We start from the raw sequence: 17698 nt of genomic DNA, 5'->3' as shown, positions 1-17698 counted from the left end.
TTTCTCCAAGGACTTCACCATGAACATGCTCGCCCCGACGGCCCCGAGCGCGTCCCCCTTCGCATTCACCCCCGCGTCGCTGGACCGGCCCGCTTACCAAAGCGGCTTCGGCAACGAGTTCGCCACCGAAGCACTGCCCGGCGCGCTGCCGCACGGCCAGAACTCGCCGCAGAAGGCGCCGTATGGCCTGTATGCGGAACAGATCTCCGGCACGGCGTTCACCGCGCCGCGTGCGCACAACCGCCGCTCGTGGCTGTATCGCATTCGTCCGGGTGCCGTGCATCTGCCGTTCGAAGCCATGGCGCAAGGCCGCTTCCACAGCAACTTCAACGAGGTACCGCCCTCCCCCAACCAGTTGCGCTGGGACCCGCTGCCCGCGCCGGCGGCCGGCACCGATTTCATCGACGGCATCGTCACCTTCGCCGGCAACGGCGGGCCAGACGCGCAAACCGGCTGCAGCATCCACCTGTACGCCACCAACGCGTCGATGACCGACCGCTTCTTCTACAACGCCGACGGCGAGCTGCTGATCGTCCCGCAGCAAGGCCGCCTGCGCCTGCTGACGGAGATGGGCGTGGTCGATGTCGAACCGCTGGAGATTGCCGTCGTCCCGCGCGGCGTGCGCTTCCGCGTCGAGCTACCGGACGGTGACGCGCGCGGCTACATCTGCGAGAACTTCGGCGCGATGTTCCGCCTGCCAGACCTGGGCGTGATCGGCTCGAACGGCCTGGCCAACCCGCGCGACTTCCTCACGCCGCACGCCTGGTATGAAGACCGCGAGGGCAACTTTGAACTCGTCGCAAAATTCCAGGGCAGCCTGTGGACGGCGAAGATCGGTCACTCGCCGCTGGACGTCGTGGCTTGGCACGGCAACCTCGCGCCGTACAAGTACGACCTGCGCCTGTTCAACACCATCGGCTCGATCAGCTACGACCATCCGGACCCGTCGATCTTCCTGGTGCTGCAAAGCCCCTCCGACACGCCGGGCGTGGACACGATCGATTTCGTGATCTTCCCGCCGCGCTGGCTGGCGGCCGAAAACACGTTCCGCCCGCCCTGGTTCCACCGCAACGTTGCAAGCGAATTCATGGGCCTCATCCAGGGCGTGTACGACGCCAAGGCCGAAGGCTTTGTGCCGGGCGGCGCCAGCCTGCACAACTGCATGAGCGGCCACGGCCCCGATGCCGACACCTTCGAGAAAGCCAGCAACGGCGACACCACCCAGCCGCACAAGGTAGACGCAACGATGGCCTTCATGTTCGAAACACCGGCGGTGATCCGCCCGACGCGCTTCGCGGCGGAATCGGCACAGTTGCAGGCCAAATATTTCGAATGCTGGCAGGGCCTGAAGAAGCATTTCGACCCGAGCAAGCGTTAAGCAAATCAACCTTCACGCCAAGGCAAGCGCCGCGAATGTTTGGCCGTTGATGCCCTAGATCGCGCCTTGAATTTCTGTTGCAGGGAGGGAAGGGAGGCCTGTCTGAGCGCAGCGAGTTTGCCTCCCTTCCCTCCCTGCAACATAAATTCAAGGGGAAGTCGCCATCTCGGGCGCGCCTTTCTTTGCTTACTTTCTTTGGCAAGACAAAGAAAGTAAGTCAGCCCCGGCAGGGGATGAAACAAGGATGCACTGACAGCGTCAAGAATCACCCGCCCATACAACAAACCACCGCCCCCATCATGACCACCCGACAACTAAGCTGGCTCGAATCCGCCAACACCCCCGACACCCACTTCCCGCTGGAAAACCTGCCCTTCGGCATCTTCTCCACCAAGGAAAACCCGTCGCCACACGCAGGTGTGGCACTGGGCGATCAAGTCATCGATCTTGGCGTGCTGGATGACGCCGGGCTGCTGCCCGCATCCACACGCGGCACGTTCCGCACCGGCAAGCTCAACAGCTTCATCGCACTCGGCAAGCCCGTATGGGCGGAAACCCGCAAGAAGCTGCAAACGCTGTTCAGCGTGGCCGACACGCACGTGCGCGACAACGCCACGCTGCACGCCCGCGCGCTGGTGCCGCAAGCACATGCCGTGATGCACCTGCCCATCGACATCCCGGGCTATACGGATTTCTATTCGTCTCGCGAACACGCCACCAACGTCGGCCGCATGTTCCGTGATCCGGAGAATGCACTGCTGCCCAACTGGCTGGAAATCCCGATCGGCTACAACGGCCGCGCAAGCTCGGTTGTGGTGAGCGGCACGCCATTGCATCGCCCGATGGGCCAGATCAAGCTGCCCGATCAGCCGCGCCCGATCTTCACGGCCTGCCGCAAGCTGGACTACGAACTCGAGATGGCATTTGTGGTCGGCAAGCCGAGCGGGCTCGGGGAGCCGGTTTCCGTTGACGCGGCACCGGACCACATGTTCGGCGTCGTGCTCCTCAACGACTGGAGCGCGCGCGACATTCAGCAATGGGAATACGTGCCGCTCGGCCCGTTCAACTCGAAGGGCTTCGGCACATCGATCTCGCCGTGGATCGTGACGATGGACGCGCTCGAGCCGTTCCGCGTGGCCAACCCGGCCCAATCGCCGGAGCCGCTGGAATACCTGCGCCAGAGCCGCCCCAATGCTTACGACATCGCCCTCGAAACCGCACTGCGCCCCCACGGCGGCGAGCGCACCACCATCGCCCGCACAAACTTCCGCGCGATGTACTGGACGATGGCGCAACAGCTCGCACACCACACCGTGTCCGGCTGCAACGTGCGCGTGGGTGACCTGATGGGCTCCGGCACCATCAGCGGCACGACACCGGATTCGTACGGCAGCCTGCTGGAGCTGACCCTCAACGGCAAGCAGCCGCTTGACCTCGGCAACGGCACCACGCGTGCGTTCCTGGAAGACGGCGATGAAGTCATCATGACCGGCTGGTGCCAGGGCGATGGCTATCGCGTGGGCTTTGGGGAGGTGCGCGGCGAGATCCTGCCGGCGCGCAGCGCGAAGTAATGCGGTGCGGAGCGACGGATCAGCAGTCGGTCGCTCCGCCTTATTCCGTCTTGGCAGCAGCGCAAGCCAGCATTGCGTCGCTGATCACACGCTCGCCGCGGGCCTTGAGCGCTTCGCCGGCGCCCACGATATCTCGCGTTTCCTTGTTCTGGCCCAGCTTGAGTTTGCCTTCGATGCGCGTGATCTCGATCTCGATGCCAACGATCATCTTGAGCAACGCGTCGGTGTAGTCGGCCGGGGCGTCGGACATCTTCCACGGCGTGGGTTGCGATGCCTCGTGTGTGCGCGTCAGGCGTGCCACCACGCCGCGCACAAAACGCTCGTCGTCACGCACGGTGATACGACCATGCGCATGCGCGACGCGGTAGTTCCATGTCGGCACCTGCCGGTGGGCTTCGTGCTTGCTCGGATACCACGTCGGCGAGATATACGCATCGCCCGCGCGGAAGATCACGAGCACCTCGTCGCCATTCGCCACGTCTTTCCAGACCGGATTGGCGCGCGCCACGTGGGCATGCAGCACACCAAGCTTGCCCTCTTCCGGCAGCAGCAAAAACGGAATGTGGTTCGCGTCCAGCCCATGCTCGCCATGCGTGACGAGCGTTCCGAACGGGTTCTGCGCGATCAGGCCGTGCAGCGCCTCGGGGCGCGATTCTTCAAAGTGGGCGGGAACGTACATGGCAACTCCGGCAGCGACCCTGCAATCGAACAGGAAAGCGTCCATTCTGAACCAGAACGTGGCTCCAAAACAGAGCCAGATCCTGGCAGATTGTTAGAGCCAGCCTAGTCGCGCAGCAGGTTCTTGGCGATGATGAGCTGCTGGATCTGCGTAGTGCCCTCGTACAGACGCAGCAGGCGCACATCGCGATAGAAACGTTCGGCCTTGTATTCAGCGATGTAGCCCGCGCCCCCGTGAATCTGCACCGCGCGATCCGCCACGCGGCCCACCATCTCGGTACAGAACATCTTGGTGCACGAGGCCAGCATGCTGACTTCGTGATCCTGTTTGCCGACCGGCTTGGCGTCGTAGCGGCGCGCACAGTCGCGCACCATCGACATGCCGGCGTACAGCTCTGCCTGGCTGTCGGCCAGCATGGCCTGGATCAACTGAAAGTCTGCGATGGGCTGTCCGAACTGCTTGCGCTCCTTGGCATAGGCCACCGCGTCGGTCATCAGCCGGTGCGCCATGCCGCATGCCAGCGCCGAGATATGCAGGCGGCCGCGGTCGAGCACCTTCATCGCCGTCTTGAAGCCCTGCCCCGCCACGCCCCCAATGATGTTGGCCGCAGGCACACGCACGTTATCGAGCAGCACATCGCACGTCTTGGTGCCGCGCTGCCCCATCTTCTTGTCTGGCTTGCCGAGCGTGATGCCGGGCGTATCGGCCGGCACGATAAAGGCCGAGATGCCGCTCGCGCCTTCGCCACCCGTGCGTGCCATCAACGTGAATGCCCCGGCGCGCGGCGCGTTGGTGATGAAACGCTTGGTTCCGTTGATGACGTAGTGATCGCCGTCCAGCGTGGCGCGCGTCTGCAGCGATGCAGCATCCGACCCCGCGTTCGGTTCCGTGAGTGCAAACGAGATGATCAGCTCGCCGCTGGCGATGCGCGGCAGGTAATTGGCCTTTTGCGCATCGGTGCCGTCCATCAGGATGCCCTGCGAGCCGATGCCGACGTTGGTGCCGAACACCGAGCGAAAGGCCAGCGCCGTGTGTCCGAGGTCGTACGCCACTTCGCATTCCTGCGCCATCGCCAGGCCAATGCCGCCGTGCTCTTCCGGAATCGACAGGCCAAAGAGCCCCATCTCCTTCATGTCGGCGACGATGTCGGCGGGCACGTCGTCCTCTTCCTCGAGAATGTTCTCCGCCGGCACGAGCCGTTCCTGGATGAAGCGCTGCACTGATTGCTGCAGCAAACCGAAGGATTCGTCGTCGAGCGCCATGTCACCTGCTCCTGTGGGATGTTCCCGGGGATGTTACCCGGCCGGCGTTTTTTGACAATCTTTGCCCGCATCAACAGAATGTCGAATCCCATTCACCAATCTGGTTGGCCGTCATGGATCTCAATGCGCTCAAGCTGTTCGTGGAAATCGTCGATGCGGGCAACCTGTCGGCGGCGGCGCGCCGGCTGCAGACCACGCGCTCCAACGTGAGCCACCGGCTAAAAGCATTCGAGCGCGCGCTGGGCGTGCAACTGCTGCGCCGAACCACGCGCCGCGTGGAACCCACCGAGGTGGGCGCCGGCATCTACGAACACGGTCGCAGCATCCTGCGAGAAATGGCCGCCGCCGATGCGCTTGTCTCTTCGCTCGGCAAATCGCTGCAAGGCAGCGTGCGGCTGTCGGTACCGACGGGGCTGGGGCACCTGCTGGTGTCACCGCTGCTGGTGGCGTTCAAGCGCGCGTATCCGGATATCCGCCTTGATGTGCGGTTCGACAACCGCGTGTCCGACCTGATTGGCGAAGATGTGGATGTGGCGCTGCGCATCGTGTCGAACCCGCCGGAATCGCTCGTCGCCACGCTGCTCGATGAAGTCGACTGGGTGTTGTGCGCGGCGCCGGACTACCTGGCCGTGCGTGGCATGCCGAAAACGCTCGACGCGCTGCACGAACACACCATCGTCAGCGCGCCAGCGGTTGGGCAGCCGCTGCGGCTATCGGCGCAACTGGGCGATGAGCGAACGCTCGTGACACTCGACCCCGGCGTCTCCTCCGACAACTACCTGTTCCTGCAGGCCGCCGTGCGTTCGGGCAATGGGCTCGGAATCCTGCCTTATTACGCCGCTGCGGATGATTTGCGCGGAGGCCACGTCAAACGCGTGCTGCCCGGGTATCGGTTCAGCGTGTTCGGCAGCCGCCTTTACATGCTGGCGATGCCAAGCCGATACCGGACGCTGGCGACGCGGCATTTGTTGGACTTCCTCAAGGAGGGGCTGCAAGGCAAGCTGCCGCGCCTGCCCCAGAAGGAACGCGCTTGATTACGCTTCCAGCGGCATCAGGCCCGGCAACTGCGCAAAGCAGATCGACTTGGCCGTCTCGATAAAGTCCTGCGCAAACGGTGCCTGCGCGTAGTCCCGCGTCATGGCCGCGTACAGATCGCTCCACAGGCCTTCCTTACCGACACGCTTGGCCACCACGTATTCGTAATCGACGTAGTTCTTGATGCCCCAGCTCGGCAGCGCGGCAAGCCCGCGGCGGCTGGCAACGAGTTGCAGCACGGCAATGGTCAGTTCCGCAGTGCGGCGGTTGAATGCGATCCCGGCCGGTGTCAGCACCTGTCGGATCAGATCGATGCGCTCTTCGGGCACGGGGTACGTGATGAGCGTCTGGTCCGTAAAGTCTTTCGCGTCCAGCCACTTCTTGTTGCGCAGCGCGTGATCGACCGGCAGCACGGCGAGGATCTCGAAGCGAAACAGCGGCGCGAACACCACGCCGCGTCGCATCTTGGCATCGGAGCCGATGATGACGTCGGCACGGCCGTCCTTGAGTAGCGCGAGCGGATCGGTGTGGAAGCCCGACACAAGATCCATCTCGACTTCGGGCCAGCGCTGGCGGAAAGCGTCCATCACAGGCATCAGCCAGTCAAAGCAGGTGTGGCATTCGAGCGCGATGCGCAGCGTGCCGGCCGCGCGGCCCTTGATGCGCTCAAGATCGCGCTCAGCGGTCTGGATGTCGGCGACCACCTTTTGTGCGAGTTCAAGCATGCGCTCGCCCGCTTCGGTCAATTCAACCGTCTGGCCCTTGCGGCGCACGACGGCCAGCCCGTAATGCGACTCCAGCGCGCGCAACTGATGTGACAGCGCCGATTGCGTCAAGTGCAGCCGCTCGGCGGCGCGCGAGACGGAGCCACCGTCGGCCAAGGCGATCAGCGTGCGTAGGTGGCGGATTTCAAGCATGTTGGTGCGGCTTCCAATGTATGAATACGATTCAACTTTATCGAAAATAATATCATTTGATTCATGACATAGGGTCGCCGATCATCGCAGGACTGAAAAACGAATCGCCTCTCCTGCGACCACTATGACGACCATCCATACCCTCGGCTACCCGCGCATCGGTGCACAACGCGAGCTGAAGTTCGCCCTTGAATCGTTCTGGAAAGGCGCTTCGTCCGAAGACGACCTGCGCGCCACCGGCCGCGCTTTGCGCGAGCGCCACTGGACGGCACAGCGCGATGCGGGCCTCGACTTTGTGACCGTGGGCGATTTCGCCTGGTACGACCAGGTACTGCAGACGGCCGCGCTGCTCGGCGCCATTCCCACACGCTATGGCTTTGACGCCGCACAACTGACGCTGGCGCAATCGTTCGTGCTCGCGCGCGGCAATGCCGACCATGCAGCCATGGAGATGACGAAGTGGTTCGACACCAACTACCACTATCTCGTGCCCGAACTCACGCCGGACCTGCACTTTGGCCCCGGCACCGAATGGCTCTTCGATGAAGTGCGCGAAGCACAGGCCGCTGGGCACCGCGTGAAGGTCGTGTTGGTGGGGCCGGTCACGTTCCTGCATCTGGCCAAGGCGCGCAACGGCTTGAACGACAAGCTCGCCCTGCTGCCGCAGGTTCTGCAGGCCTACACGGCCGTGCTCCAGCGCCTGGCCGCCCTGAATGTGGAGTGGGTGCAGATTGACGAACCTGCGCTGGTGCTGGATCTGCCGCAAGCGTGGGTCGATGCATTCAGCCCCGCTTACCAGGCGCTGGCCGCCGCCAAGGGCCCGAAGCTGCTGCTTTCGACGTACTTTGAAGCCGCTTCCCACCACGCGGCACTGATCAAGGCTTTGCCCGTCGACGGCGTGCACCTGGATCTGGTGCGTGCACCGGAACAGCTTGGCGCCTTCGCGCCGTGGCCTGCAGACAAGGTCCTCTCCGTTGGCGTGGTGGACGGCCGCAACATCTGGCGCTCGGATCTCGCACGCGTGCTGGAACGCGTGGCTCCGCTGGCCGAAGCCTTTGGCGATCGCCTGTGGGTGGCGCCGAGCTGCTCGCTGCTGCACGTGCCGGTGGACCTGTCTGCCGAAACCAAGCTCGACGACGAACTCAAGGGCTGGCTGGCCTTCGCGCGCCAGAAGCTGGATGAACTGGCGATCCTCAAGCTTGCACTCGTCGAAGGCCCGGCTGTCGTGCAGAAGACGCTCGATGAGAACCGCGCCGCCATCGCCTCGCGTACCGAATCGCGCCGCGTGCACAACGCAAGCGTCAAGAAGCGCGTGGCCGCGATCCGCGCAGAAGATGCGGACCGCGCTGCGCCCTATGCTGCCCGCGCTGAAGCACAGCAAGCCCGCCTGAACCTGCCGCTGCTGCCGACCACCACCATCGGATCGTTCCCGCAGACGGCCGAGATTCGCCAGGCACGCGCACAGCACAAGCGCGGCGAACTGCCCGCACTGGATTACCTGCAACGCATGCGCGCCGAAATTACCGACGTCGTGCGCCGCCAGGAAGCCCTGGGCCTCGACATGCTCGTGCACGGAGAAGCCGAGCGCAACGACATGGTCGAATACTTTGGCGAGCTGCTGTGGGGCTACACCTTCACCGCCAACGGCTGGGTGCAGAGCTACGGCTCGCGCTGCGTGAAGCCGCCCGTGATCTATGGCGACGTGTACCGCCCCGAAGCCATGACGGTCGAGTGGTCCAAGTACGCGCAGAGCCTGACCGCCAGGCCGATGAAGGGCATGCTGACCGGCCCCGTAACGATGCTGCAATGGTCCTTCGTGCGCGACGACCAGCCGCGTGAGCAAACCGCACTGCAGATCGCCCTGGCCCTGCGTGACGAAGTGTGCGATCTGGAAGCCGCTGGCATTGCCGCCATCCAGATCGACGAGCCGGCCTTCCGTGAAGGCCTGCCGCTGCGCGCGTCTGACGTGCCGGGCTACCTCGAATGGGCGGCGCGCGCGTTCCGTGTGTCGGCCTCCGGCGTGCGCAACGACACGCAGATCCACACGCACATGTGCTATTCGGAGTTCAACGACATCCTTCCGGCTATTGCGTCGATGGATGCCGACGTGATCACCATCGAGACCTCGCGCTCGAACATGGAGCTGCTCGACGCGTTTGGCGAGTTTGCGTACCCCAACGAGATCGGCCCGGGCGTGTACGACATCCATTCGCCGCGCGTGCCGCGTGTGGAAGAGATGGAAGCGCTGCTCGACAAGGCCGCGCAGGTTGTGCCGGTGCAACGCCTGTGGGTGAATCCCGACTGCGGCCTCAAGACCCGCGGCTGGCCGGAAGTGGAAGCGGCATTGCAAGGCATGGTGGAAGCCGCGCGCCGCCTGCGTGCCAAGCATGCGAACGCGGCGCATGCTGGCAGCCAGCGTGCTCAGGCTGAAACCGCATCGGCCTGATTGTTGCGGGTTCCCAAAAGACGCCGGCTGGAGCCATCCAGCTGGCGTTTTTTTTCGTCATCCCTTGCAACAACGTGCGCCAGGTTCCACAAGGCTGTCGCAGCGGTGCCAATGTCAACCAACAAGGCACCATCCCTTCGCACACGCACTCACCGTTTCGCACTGCGGTACGCGGCTGACACGTGCAGAAAACACCATTGAATCCAGTGATTCGTGTTTTCTAATATCGATGGGACGATCCCATGAAAAGCCCGGTCTCCCTTGTTCGCTCTTGGCTCGGTTCGTCTGCGCCCACAAACCGCGTGGCCGATGCCCGGCAGATGCCGGAGCAGACGAGCAGCAGCTCGGGGCGCAGCGCTCGCAAAGCTTCGCCTCAACTTAGCCGGCTGCCCGCACGCAGGCACACAGGAACACCGCCTGCCATCAGCGCCGCTTCTACAAGCAGCACAAAGGCTGTTGGGCACACGTCCGCCGACCCGGAACTGCACGACGCAATCAAGGCGATTCGCTCGGGCGCGCAGTGGTCGCCAAGCACGAGCCGCCGAGAAGCGGCTTCCGCAACGTCGCCAGAGAACAAGGGCGCTGCACCGTCGATTCCGCCTGGTGACGGCTGGGGGATGACCTTCCTGCACCAGGCCGAGCATCGTGCAGAGGTGCTCGACATGGTGTGGCAGCACGACTTTTCATCTGAGCGGCTTGACGAAATTCTCGCGAAGCATCCCGACCTCGTGAATGCCGTTGACCACCACGGCGACCCGCTGCTCGTGAGCGCCCTGGGTTGCGACAACTTCAGGCTGGCCAAGGCGCTGGTCGCGCACGGCGCGAATGTCAACGCGCAGGACAGCGTTGGCAATACGCCACTGCATACCGTGGCAGGACGCGACATCGCGCTTTTGGAGCAATTGCTCGAAGCCGGTGCCGATGTGCACGCAACCAACAATCAAGGCGCGACGCCGCTGTTTAACGCGCGCTCTGCGCAAGCCGTCGATCTGCTCGTCCGTGCGGGCGCGCCAATCGATGCCCGCGATGCGCGCGGCAATACGGCTGTCATGCGACTCGCCCAGGCAGCGAACAAAGACACGGTGCTTGCCATGCTGGCGCATAACCCTGATCTGCGCACCCCGAACGCAGCAGGCCGCACATTCGCGCGCGTGTTGACGATGCGATTTGGTGGGTCGCCAGACACCATCCCCAAAACGGGCGTGGCGGCAAAGGCGTTTCTGGAACTTGCCAAACGCGAGACCTTGATCGGCAACCTTCGTGACCGAAAGCCACTGCCCACCGGCGCGGCAGCGGCCAATACGCGGCGCTCAGAGCAGATCGCAACTCCGTTGGCCGAGTTGCGGGTGGAGCCTGACCTACGGCTGTCGCCAGCGAGAGCGCGCTCGGCCACGCCGGCAATCAACGATCTGAAATCGGGGCACAAGATCAACCTCGTCCACGACGCGCTGCGCACGTTCGACGAATTGCCTGACCGGGACGCCAGTGCGCTTTCCGAGGCATTGGGATTCGGCGCCCTGTCGTCGGAAGACGTGAACGTGCGCGCCCAGCAGCGGGACGCCATACGCGAGACGTTCTCGAAATTTGCCAAGGAAATCGGCGGCAACTTCCGGAATTACGGTCTTTCAGCGCTGGAACATCCCGCCCTGGCCGAAGCCCTGACAGAGGGCGAGCACGCAGAACTGATCAACGCCATGAGAATCGCCCACATCAGTGTTGCGCTGGAGCCTGCGTCCGCCAACGACACCGAAGGGCCGCAGCGCCTGCGCATGTTCTTCGGCGGCACACAAAACTTCCGGGATGTGCGCCAAGACATCAGCAGCGCCTTCGGCCGGATTGGCGATGTTGATCGTGCGACCAAGCGGGCGGGTGAGTTGTTCGCGAAGATTCTGTCCCGGCCCAACCATGTCGAACTGGATTTCATTTCTGGCGCTTCCATGGGCGGCGCCATGGCGCAGAGCTTTCGTGCGACGGTTGAGAGCCGTGTCCTGCTGCCCAAGCAGCCGTCCATGATCTTGCTGGATCCGCAACTCCTGAACAATAACCAGGGCCGCCGCGCCACCAAGGGCGGCCCGCTCGATGTCGATTACGGCAAACCCCGTGGCGTGGCGCTCACGCTGGACTATGCCCGGGCGCCACATCGCGGGCTGATGGGCGTCATGAAGGGCCCGGGCGGCTACCGGTATCCGGGGCTCGTACAGCTCAAGCTCGGCTTGACCGACACCGACGGGCACAACGGCAAACGTCCGCAAACCAGCGGCCCGCCCGGACTCGGCTATCACGCAGACGCAACGCAGTTTGCGGCTGCACTTTCGCGCTTTTCGGTTGATCACGAGAATGCAGTCATGGACAACCCGGCATTCGATGCCGTGCGCGCGCCGCGTTGGACGCGACAACAAGGTCCGGTGCTGACCTCCGCGACGCTGCCCGCCGTGGCACGGCGGGGCCGCCGCCCCATGGAATCGATTGCCGAAGACGGAGACGCTGCCGTGTAGCGCTCCGATGGCCGTCGCTTCGCCGGTCTCCGTGAGGCATGGGCGACGCTGCCGTTAACGCTGCTCCTGCTGTGGTACAGGCTCAGCTCTGTGCCCGTGATGGCGCACGCCACGGAACTTGCGCAGCGTCCACTCCTTGAAGTCATCCACCTTCTCGAACACCACCGGCACCACCAGCAGGCTCAGCAGCGTGGAAGTGAGCAGGCCGCCGATCACCGCCACGGCCATCGGCGCGCGAAAACCCGCATCGCCTTCCAGACCCAGCGCCATCGGCACCATGCCGGCCGTCATGGCCACCGTGGTCATGACGATGGGGCGCGCGCGCTTGTGGCAGGCATCGATGATGGCCTCGGTGCGCGACATACCGAGATCGCGCCGCGCAACGATGGCGTATTCGACCAGCAGGATCGAGTTCTTGGTCACGATGCCCATCAGCATCAGCAAGCCGATCAACGCCGGCAGTGACAAGCTGAAGCCGAACAGCGCCAAGAGCCCAAACGCGCCGCCCACCGACAGCGGCAGCGCCGCCAGAATCGTCACCGGCTGCGTGAAGTCGTGGAAGAGCAGCACCAGCACCGCATACACGCACAGCACACCCGCGAACATGGCGAGGAAGAAGCTGCTGAACAGCTCCTGCATGCCCTCCACATCGCCGGAGGCAATGCGGCGAACGCCTTGCGGCAAGTTCTTGATGGAAGGCAGCGCCTCCACCGCCATGTTGGTATCGCCCAGCGCCCGCCCCTCCAGCCCCACGCTGATGGTGACGTTGCGGCTGCGGTCATAGCGGTCGATCTGCGCCGGACCACTGCCGATGGAAATATCGGCGATGTTTTCCAGAGGCACCGCGCCATTGCGGCCCGGCACGCGCAACTGGCGGATCGTGTCGATCTGGTTGCGTGCCTTCGGATCGAGTTCAACACGGATGTACACCTGCCGCTCGGGCAGGTTCAGCTTCGGCAGGTTGACGTCGTAGTCGCCGGCGGTTGCCACGCGCACGGCTTGGCCGATGGCGGCGGCTGTCACCCCTTGTTGCGCAGCGCGCGCAAAGTCGGGGCGGATGACGACTTCGGGCCGCAGCAAACTCGCCGACGAGGTCACCGCACCAAGCCCCGGCACGGTCCGCAGATCGCGCATCACATCGCGTGCGGCCTGCTGAAGCGTGGCGGGGTCGTCGCCGGTCAGCACCACCTGGAGTTGCTCGCCGGAGCCCACGGCGCCGAACGAGATCCGCACGCCCGGCACGCCTTCCAGCATTTCGCGCAACTGGCGCTGGACGTCCTGCTGCTTGATGTGTCGATCATGCCGGCCGGTGAGCGAGATCGTGAGCGTGCCGTTGCGCACCTCGCCGCCGCTGGAGCCCGGCACGCCGGCCATCACGCCCGAGCCGATGGCCGTATAGACGTGACGGACTTCCTTGTGCTGCATCACGATCTTGCGCACACGCTCGGTGTTCTCGCGTGTCTGGGCGATCGTGCTGCCGGGCGGGCTTTCCACCGTCATCTGAAGCTGCGCCCAGTCTTCGGGCGGCAGGAACGTCGCCGGAATCAGCCCGATGATGGCGACCGACACGACGAAGAACGCCGCCGCCATACCGCCCGTTTTCCACGGGTGCACGAGGCACCAGCGTGCCGCTTGCAGGTAGCGCGTCATGACCCAACCGTCGCGGTTGGGTTCGTCCTGCGGCTTGAGCATGTAGGCGGCCATCATGGGCGTGAGCAGCCGCGCCACCAGCAACGAGGCCAGCACCGCCAGCGAAGCCGTCCACCCGAACTGCTTGAAGAACTTGCCCGAGATGCCGCCCATGAAGGCCGTGGGCAGAAACACCGCCACCAGCGTGAGCGACGTCGCCACCACGGCCAGACCAATTTCCTGCGCCGCTTCCATGGCGGCCTCAAACGGCTTCTTGCCGTTGCGCAGGTGGCGCACGATGTTCTCCACCTCCACGATGGCATCGTCGACGAGAATCCCGACCACCAGCGTGAGCGCCAGCAGCGTGATCCCGTTGAGCGTGAAGTCGAGCAACTGCATGGCCGCGAAGGTCGGGATGATCGACAGCGGCAGCGCCACCGCCGACACGAACGTGGCCCGCCAATCGCGCAGGAACAGCCACACGACGATCACCGCCAGGATGGCGCCCTCGTACAGCGCGTGCATCGACGCGGTGTACGCATCCGACACCGGCTTGACCATGTTGTAGACCTCGGTCACATGCACATTGGGCCGTTCGGCCTGCAATGCGGCCAGCGCGTCGCGCACACCTTTGGCCACCGAGATTTCGCTCGCGCCGCGCGAGCGGAACACCTGGAAGCTGACGACGGGCTTGCCGTCGAACAGCGCCATCTGGCGTGGCTCGGCCGCCGTGTCGCGCACGTCAGCAACATCTGACAAGCGAATGCGCCGGCCGTCCGACAACGGGATGTCCATCTGCGCCAGTTCACGCGCGCTCTTCACGGTGCCAAGCGTGCGGACTGCCTGCTCCTGCCCACCGATGTTGCCGCGCCCACCCGGCGCTTCCTGCTGCATGCCGCGCACTTGCGCGCTGATGTCTGCCGCTGAAACGTTCAATGCCTGCAAGCGCACCGGGTCGAGCTGCACGCGCACTTCGCGGTCCACGCCGCCCTGGCGCGTCACTTTGGCCACGCCGTGCACCGACAGCAACCGCTTGTTGACCGTGTTGTCGACAAACCAGGAGAGGTCCTCCGCGTCCATGTCGGTTGCTTCCACGGCGTACGTCAGCACCGGGAGGCTTGCGAATGTCACGCGGGAGATGACCGGCTCCTGCACGTCGGACGGCAGCTGCGCGCGGATACGGCTGACCGCATCGCGCACGTCGTTTACGGCTTCCTGCACATCCTTCTCAAGCTGGAACTCGACCATCGTGGTCGAGCTGCCGTCGTTGATGGTGGACGTGATGTGCTTGATCGCGCCGATGCTGGCAATGCTGTCTTCGATCTTGCGCGTGACTTCGGTTTCCATCTGCGTGGGCGTGGCGCCCGGCAGGCTGGCCGTCACGGATACGGCAGGAAAGTCGATGTCGGGAAAGTTCTGGATCGACAGCATCTTGAACGAGACCAGCCCCGCCACCGTGATCAGGATGAACAGCAGGATCGACGGGATCGGCTTGCGGATCGCCCAGGCAGAAAAGTTCATGGCTTGGCTCCGGCTGCGGTCGCCGCTGTGGTTGGTGCCGCGGGCGCGGAGGCTGCACCGGCAGCGGCCACACGCACCACATCGCCATCGCTCAGGAATGCCGCGCCTGCAGCGACCACGCCGTCATTCGCGCCGATGCCTTGCACGATTTCGACTTGCCCGTCCTGGCGGCGGCCAACGGTCACCTTGGTCTGCCGCACGCGGCCTTGCTGGCCGATCACCATCACGTAGTCGTAGCCATCGCGTGAGAACACGGCGGTCTCCGGCAATGTCGCGGCCGGCGCATCGCCCAGCAGCACATCGCCCGAGAGATACATGCCCGCCTTTACGCCTGAGGCTGCAGCTTCCGGCGGCAGGTCGACATAGACGAGACCATTGCGCGTGTTGGCGTCGACGGTGGGGGCGACTTGGCGCACGCGGCCGTTCACCACGCCGCCATCCATGCGGCGCAGGCGCGCGGCCTGGCCGGGCTGGATGCGGGGCAGGACGTCGCCGTGCATTTCAGCGCGCCATTCCAGGCGGTTCTTGCGGATGAGCTTGAAGAGTTCGGTGCCGGAAGACACCACGGCGCCCACGGTGGCCGAGCGTGCGCTGATCACGCCGTCGTCCGGCGCGACCACACGCGTGTAGCGCAAGCGCAATTGCTGGCTCTCGAACTGCGCACGGGCTGCGGCCAGCTTGGCAGCCGCGGTCTTGGCCTGCGTGTCGTACTGGACCAGATCCTGTTGGCTGATCGCACCGCTCTTGTCGAGTTCATGCGCACGGTGGGCCTCGCCGGCAGCTTGCGCGGCCGAGGCTTCGGCTTCGGCCAGGCTGGCGCGTTGGGCTGCCACGTCGGCGCGCACGGTTTCATCCGACAAGCGCGCAAGCAGTTGGCCTTGCTTGACCACATCGCCCACGTTGACGAGCACCTCCGCCAGCTTCAACCCGTTCACCTCGGCGCCGATGCTGGCTTCCTGCCACGGCTGCACGGCACCGCTGGCCGTGGCGGCGCGGGGCCACACGTGCTGCGCCAGATGCGCAACGTTGACGGCCAGCGCCGGTTTGGCAGGCGGCTGTTCCTTGTTCTTGCTCTCCGCAGATTTGCCGCACGCAGCAAGCGCGCCGGCCAGCATCACGGCCAGCGCGGCCATCCAAACTCGTTGTCCTGTCATGAAGCGCTTCCGGTATGCGCGCGGCCCTGTGCGGTCGGCGCAGTGGTCTTGTTATCGGGATAAGCGTTGGATGCGTCGTCGCGCCAGCCGCCGCCCACGGCCTTGTACAACGCAACCCAGGCCTGGGCGCGTTCAAGCTTGACGGCCGCCAGCGATTGCGAAGCCTGCAACGCCGTACGCCGCACGTCTTCCAGCTGCAGCAGGCTGCCCGCGCCCAGGCGGTAGCGGGCGTTGGACGCTTCCAGCACCTTTGCGTATTGGGCATCGGCCATCGTGGCTGCATCGACACGGCGGTCGGAAGCGTCCAGGCGCACCAGTGCATCTTCCACTTCCTGCACCGCTTGACGCACCTTGCTGCGATAGCTGGCCAGCGCTTGGTCGTAACGGGCGCGCGCCGTTTCCACGCGCGCCGCGCCCGTGCCGCCGTCAAAGATCGGCAATGACACCGACGGCCCGAACGACCAGGACTTGCTTGTCAACGATTGCCCGCCAAGGCGGTACGAATTGATGCCGATGGTGCCCGCCAGCGTGATCGACGGCAAACGGCTCGCGACCGCCACACCGATATCGGCGCTTGCTCCCGCAACCGCGCGCTCTGCCGACGACACATCCGGCCGTTGCGACAGCACCTGCGCCGGCACATCGGGCACGCCCGCATCGGGCGGTGCCGGAATCTGCGCGCTGGCCTTGGACAGCAACCCGTTCAGCGCATCGTGATCCATGCCGGTGAGCGTGACGAGCTTGTCGATGCCCTGCGCACATTGCGCACGCTGGCCTTCCAGCGCATTGACGGCATCGCCCACCGTGGCTTGCGCTTGTGCAAAATCAGCCGGCGCGACAAAGCCCGCGCGGAATTTACGTTCAGTGAGTTGCAGCGTTTCCTGCCGGGACGACAGCGTTGCCGCGCCGATGTTGACCAGCGCCTCGCACTCGCGTTGCTGCAAATAAGCATTGGCCACTTCGGCGGCGAGCGATACGCGCGCGTCGTGCCAGTCGGCTTCACTGGCAGTCAGACGCGCATCGGCACCTTCCAGGCTGCGGCGTTTACCGCCGAAGAGATCGATCTCCCACGACGCATCGGCCTGCGCCGCCAAGGTGGTGATCGTGCCCAAACCCAGGGTCGGATTCAACGCCCCCGCAGACACCCCACCCGCACCGCCGGCAAACTGGCTGCCGCCAAACCCGCCCTGCCGCGTGGCTGAGCCTGAGCCTTTCAGTTGCGGCAACAGCCCCGCCTGGCTGGTGGAAACGCTCGCACGCGCTTCGCGCACGCGGCCGACCGCTTGCGCGATCGTCGGGCTGGTCGCGTCTGCCTGCTCCACCAATTGAGTCAGCACGGGGTCGTGAAACTGCTCCCACCAGTGCGCCAGCGCCATGCGGCTGCCGTGGTGCGGCAGCGTGGCGTGCCAAGCTTGCGGGGCTTCGGTGCCGCTCAGGGGCGGCGTGTGATAATCGGGCCCGACCGCGCAACCGGCCAGCACCAGGGCCAGCATCAGCGAAGCGAATCGGGCACGACCGCCGGGCGCACGGCTAACGGCGTGTCGACCTGTCTTCATGGGAAGTGTCCTTCGGGAACGCAGCTGGGATTATGCCCAGTCAAGCGTCTGCAAG

11 protein-coding genes are annotated in these 17698 nt (G+C 64.8%); 5 read left to right on the top strand and 6 right to left on the bottom strand.

Annotated features, from left to right (window positions below):
- Positions 1–19 precede the first annotated feature (19 nt).
- Positions 20–1378, top strand: coding sequence for a homogentisate 1,2-dioxygenase (gene hmgA, locus M1D44_RS19685; protein WP_316854316.1), 1359 nt, complete (start codon positions 20–22; stop codon positions 1376–1378).
- Positions 1379–1677: 299 nt separating this feature from the next.
- Positions 1678–2949 carry a fumarylacetoacetase gene (gene fahA, locus M1D44_RS19680; RefSeq protein ID WP_316854315.1) on the top strand — a complete coding sequence of 424 codons (1272 nt, stop codon included), beginning with the start codon at positions 1678–1680 and terminating at the stop codon, positions 2947–2949.
- A 40-nt stretch (positions 2950–2989) separates the two neighbouring features.
- On the opposite strand, the gene M1D44_RS19675 is transcribed toward fahA, so the two are convergent.
- Positions 2990–3628, bottom strand: a complete 639-nt coding sequence (locus tag M1D44_RS19675; protein WP_112187638.1) for an FMN-binding negative transcriptional regulator — start codon at positions 3626–3628, stop codon at positions 2990–2992.
- A gap of 104 nt (positions 3629–3732) precedes the next feature.
- Complete coding sequence (locus tag M1D44_RS19670; protein WP_024979258.1) at positions 3733–4890, bottom strand: acyl-CoA dehydrogenase family protein; 1158 nt, start codon at positions 4888–4890, stop codon at positions 3733–3735.
- Positions 4891–5003: 113 nt separating this feature from the next.
- Between M1D44_RS19670 and M1D44_RS19665 the strand changes: the two genes are divergently transcribed.
- Entirely contained in the window at positions 5004–5924 is a 921-nt protein-coding gene (locus M1D44_RS19665; protein ID WP_316854314.1) for a LysR family transcriptional regulator, read from the top strand.
- On the opposite strand, the gene M1D44_RS19660 is transcribed toward M1D44_RS19665, so the two are convergent.
- Complete coding sequence (locus tag M1D44_RS19660; protein ID WP_112187633.1) at positions 5925–6842, bottom strand: LysR family transcriptional regulator; 918 nt, start codon at positions 6840–6842, stop codon at positions 5925–5927. It abuts the gene before it with no gap.
- Between the two features lie 124 nt (positions 6843–6966).
- Here M1D44_RS19660 and metE point away from each other — a divergent pair, with 124 nt between their 5' ends.
- The gene (metE, locus tag M1D44_RS19655; RefSeq protein WP_316854313.1) at positions 6967–9288 is read left to right on the top strand and encodes a 5-methyltetrahydropteroyltriglutamate--homocysteine S-methyltransferase; all 2322 of its coding nucleotides are present in this window, start codon (positions 6967–6969) and stop codon (positions 9286–9288) included.
- 617 nt (positions 9289–9905) lie between these two features.
- A complete protein-coding gene (locus M1D44_RS19650; protein WP_316854312.1) occupies positions 9906–11783 on the top strand; it encodes an ankyrin repeat domain-containing protein in 1878 nt (625 codons plus the stop codon).
- Between the two features lie 54 nt (positions 11784–11837).
- Here M1D44_RS19650 and M1D44_RS19645 read toward each other — a convergent pair whose 3' ends face one another.
- Genes M1D44_RS19645 through M1D44_RS19635 form a run of 3 tightly spaced genes read right to left on the bottom strand, consistent with a single transcriptional unit; the run spans position 11838 to position 17643 of the window.
- Positions 11838–14933, bottom strand: coding sequence for an efflux RND transporter permease subunit (locus tag M1D44_RS19645; RefSeq protein ID WP_024979263.1), 3096 nt, complete (start codon positions 14931–14933; stop codon positions 11838–11840).
- A complete protein-coding gene (locus M1D44_RS19640; RefSeq protein WP_112187626.1) occupies positions 14930–16087 on the bottom strand; it encodes an efflux RND transporter periplasmic adaptor subunit in 1158 nt (385 codons plus the stop codon). The genes M1D44_RS19645 and M1D44_RS19640 overlap by 4 nt, the downstream gene beginning before the upstream one ends.
- Positions 16084–17643 carry an efflux transporter outer membrane subunit gene (locus tag M1D44_RS19635; RefSeq protein WP_316684732.1) on the bottom strand — a complete coding sequence of 520 codons (1560 nt, stop codon included), beginning with the start codon at positions 17641–17643 and terminating at the stop codon, positions 16084–16086. Before M1D44_RS19635 ends, M1D44_RS19640 begins: the two co-directional genes overlap by 4 nt.
- Between the last annotated feature and the right edge of the window lie 55 nt (positions 17644–17698).

It is taken from the genome of Ralstonia sp. SA306 (assembly GCF_054792405.1).
This window is presented reverse-complemented; position numbering and strand designations above follow the sequence as displayed.